The sequence below is a fragment of the Salmonella sp. SG203 genome, from assembly GCF_013350575.1.
Taxonomy (GTDB): Bacteria; Pseudomonadota; Gammaproteobacteria; order Enterobacterales; family Enterobacteriaceae; genus Salmonella; species Salmonella enterica.
This window is the reverse complement of record NZ_SNMT01000068.1, coordinates 1-2,505: the sequence shown is the minus strand read 5'-3', so window position 1 is coordinate 2,505 and position 2,505 is coordinate 1. Positions and strand designations below refer to the sequence as shown.

3 protein-coding genes are annotated in these 2,505 nt (G+C 52.3%); all 3 read left to right on the top strand.

Annotated elements, in window-relative coordinates; translation table 11 throughout:
- Window positions 1–83: 83 nt before the first annotated feature.
- The 3 genes from HV477_RS29195 to HV477_RS27745 are packed head-to-tail and all read left to right on the top strand — an operon-like array spanning window position 84 to window position 2,473.
- Window positions 84–503 (top strand): transposase, encoded by a 420-nt coding sequence (locus HV477_RS29195; protein ID WP_175065735.1) that lies wholly within the window; start codon window positions 84–86, stop codon window positions 501–503.
- Complete coding sequence (gene tnpB / locus HV477_RS27750) at window positions 500–850, top strand: IS66 family insertion sequence element accessory protein TnpB (RefSeq protein ID WP_175065734.1); 351 nt, start codon at window positions 500–502, stop codon at window positions 848–850. The genes HV477_RS29195 and tnpB overlap by 4 nt, the downstream gene beginning before the upstream one ends.
- A 30-nt stretch (window positions 851–880) precedes the next feature.
- Window positions 881–2,473 (top strand): IS66 family transposase, encoded by a 1,593-nt coding sequence (locus tag HV477_RS27745; RefSeq protein WP_175065733.1) that lies wholly within the window; start codon window positions 881–883, stop codon window positions 2,471–2,473.
- Window positions 2,474–2,505 lie beyond the last annotated feature (32 nt).

Sequence of the window (2,505 nt, the reverse complement as noted above, 5' to 3'; positions counted from 1 at the left end):
GTAAGCGTCGTCTCTGCACCGTCTGGCTAACTTTTGACATACTGGACAAAATATCCACCACTAAATAATAGTGGGTGATAAAAATGTCAGATATACAGAAAAATGCCACACCTGGCAGGCCTAAAGGCTGCCTTAACTATCCTCCTGAATTTAAACAACGGCTCGTCGCTGAGTCATGTAAGCCGGGGGTATCAATCTCCCGACTGGCTCTGGATAATGGTATTAACGCCAATCTGTTGTTTAAATGGCGCCAGTTATGGCGGCAGGGAAAACTGCAACTACCTTCAGGGGCTGTAACCAGTGACCCTCTGTTAATCCCCGTTACGATTGAATCTGAAACAGCCCCTGTTTCCGCAGCGACAATCCAGTCATCAACTCCGTCAGCGGGAGATGACACACTTAACGCCTCCTGTGAGGTTGTGTTCAGACACGGGACTCTCCGCCTGAACGGCACTATCAGCGAAAATCTTCTGGCAAAGTTGATACAGGAGCTTAAACGATGATGTCTCTTCCATCCGGAACCAAAATCTGGCTGGTTGCCGGTGTCACTGATATGCGTAAATCGTTCAACGGTCTGGGTGAACAGATACAAACCGTGTTGAATGAAAACCCTTACTCCGGGAATCTCTTTATCTTTCGGGGAAGACGCGGTGATATGGTGAAAATCCTTTGGGCGGATGCGGATGGCCTGTGCCTGTTTACCAAACGTCTTGAAGAAGGCCAGTTTATCTGGCCTGCTGTGCGTGACGGGAAAATAACTATCACCCGTTCACAACTTGCCATGCTCCTCGATAAGCTGGACTGGCGTCAGCCAAAAACTTCCCGCCTTAATGCCCTGACAATGTTGTAATTTACCGGCAGCAAATATTATAAGGCAGGGATGAATAAACAACTCTCTGCCCGCATTGCTGACCTGGAAAGACAGCTAAGCCTGAAAGATGAACAGCTCCGTATCATCGAGGAAACGGAAAACTTCCTGCGTTCAGCGCTTGCCCGCGCTGAGGAAAAAATCGAGCAGGAAGAGCGGGAAATAGAGCACCTGAGAGCTCAGGTGGAAAAGCTGCGTCGTATGTTGTTTGGCAGGCGTTCAGAAAAGCTTCATCGGCAGGTGGAACAGGCAGAAGAGCTACTGAAACAACGTGAGCAGGAGAGCGATCGGTACAGTGGTCGGGAAAATGACCCGCAGGTTCCCCGGCAGCTTCGCCAGTCCCGTCACCGTCGCCCGCTTCCTGAACACCTTCCCCGTGAAATACACCGTCTGGAACCATCGGAAACCTGCTGTCCTGAGTGCAGCGGAGAACTCGACTATCTGGGAGAGGTGAGTTCGGAACAACTGGAACTGGTGACCAGCGCCCTGAAGGTTATCCGCACAGTACGGATAAAAAAGGCCTGCACGAAGTGTGACTGTATCGTGGAAGCCCCGGCACCATCACGTCCGATAGACAGGGGAATAGCTGGCCCGGGGCTGCTGGCGCGGGTTCTGGTGTCCAAATATGCGGAACATACCCCGCTGTACCGCCAGACCGAAATCCTGGCGCGTCAGGGAGTCGACCTGAGCCGCTCCCTGCTCTCAAACTGGGTGGATGCGTGTTGCAGACTGATGGCCCCTCTGGATGAAGCCCTGTACAACTACGTGATGGATACCCGCAAGCTGCACACGGATGATACCCCGGTGCCGGTACTGGCACCGGGTAATAAAAAGACGAAAACCGGGCGTCTGTGGACTTATGTGCGTGATAACCGTAACGCAGGCTCCTCAGATCCGCCTGCAACGTGGTTCGCCTTCTCGCCGGACAGAAAAGGGAAACATCCACAGCAACATCTGAGAAACTACCACGGGGTGTTGCAGGCGGATGCTTACGGTGGGTACGATCGTCTGTTCAGTCCGGAACGTGAAGGAGGTCCACTGACAGAAGCAGCCTGTTGGGCTCACGCCCGCCGAAAAATCCACGATGTGTATGTCAGAACAAAAAGCCCGACGGCGGAGGAAGCGCTGAAACGTATCGGAGAACTGTATGCCATCGAGGACGAAATACGTGGTTGTCCTGAAAATGAACGCCTGGCAGCCAGGCAGACTCGTAGTAAAGCGCTTCTGACGTCCCTGTATGACTGGATGGTGGAGAAAAACGCGACGTTGTCGAAAAAGTCAAAGCTGGGTGAAGCGTTCGGCTACATACTGAACCAGTGGAAAGCCCTGTGCTACTACTGTGAAGACGGGCTTGCAGAAGCGGATAATAACACCGCCGAGCGCGCGTTGCGCGCAGTCTGTCTTGGAAAGAAAAATTATCTCTTCTTCGGTAACAACCATGGAGGTGAGCGCGGAGCCTTACTATACGGACTGATCGGGACATGCCGGTTAAACGGTATAGATCCGGAAGCTTATCTGCGTCATATACTGAGCGTGTTGCCGGAATGGTCGTCTAATAAAGTGGCTGAACTACTGCCATGGAACGTAGATCTCTCCAATAAATAAGCGTCAGTACGGTTCTCACTTACCGCTTACGT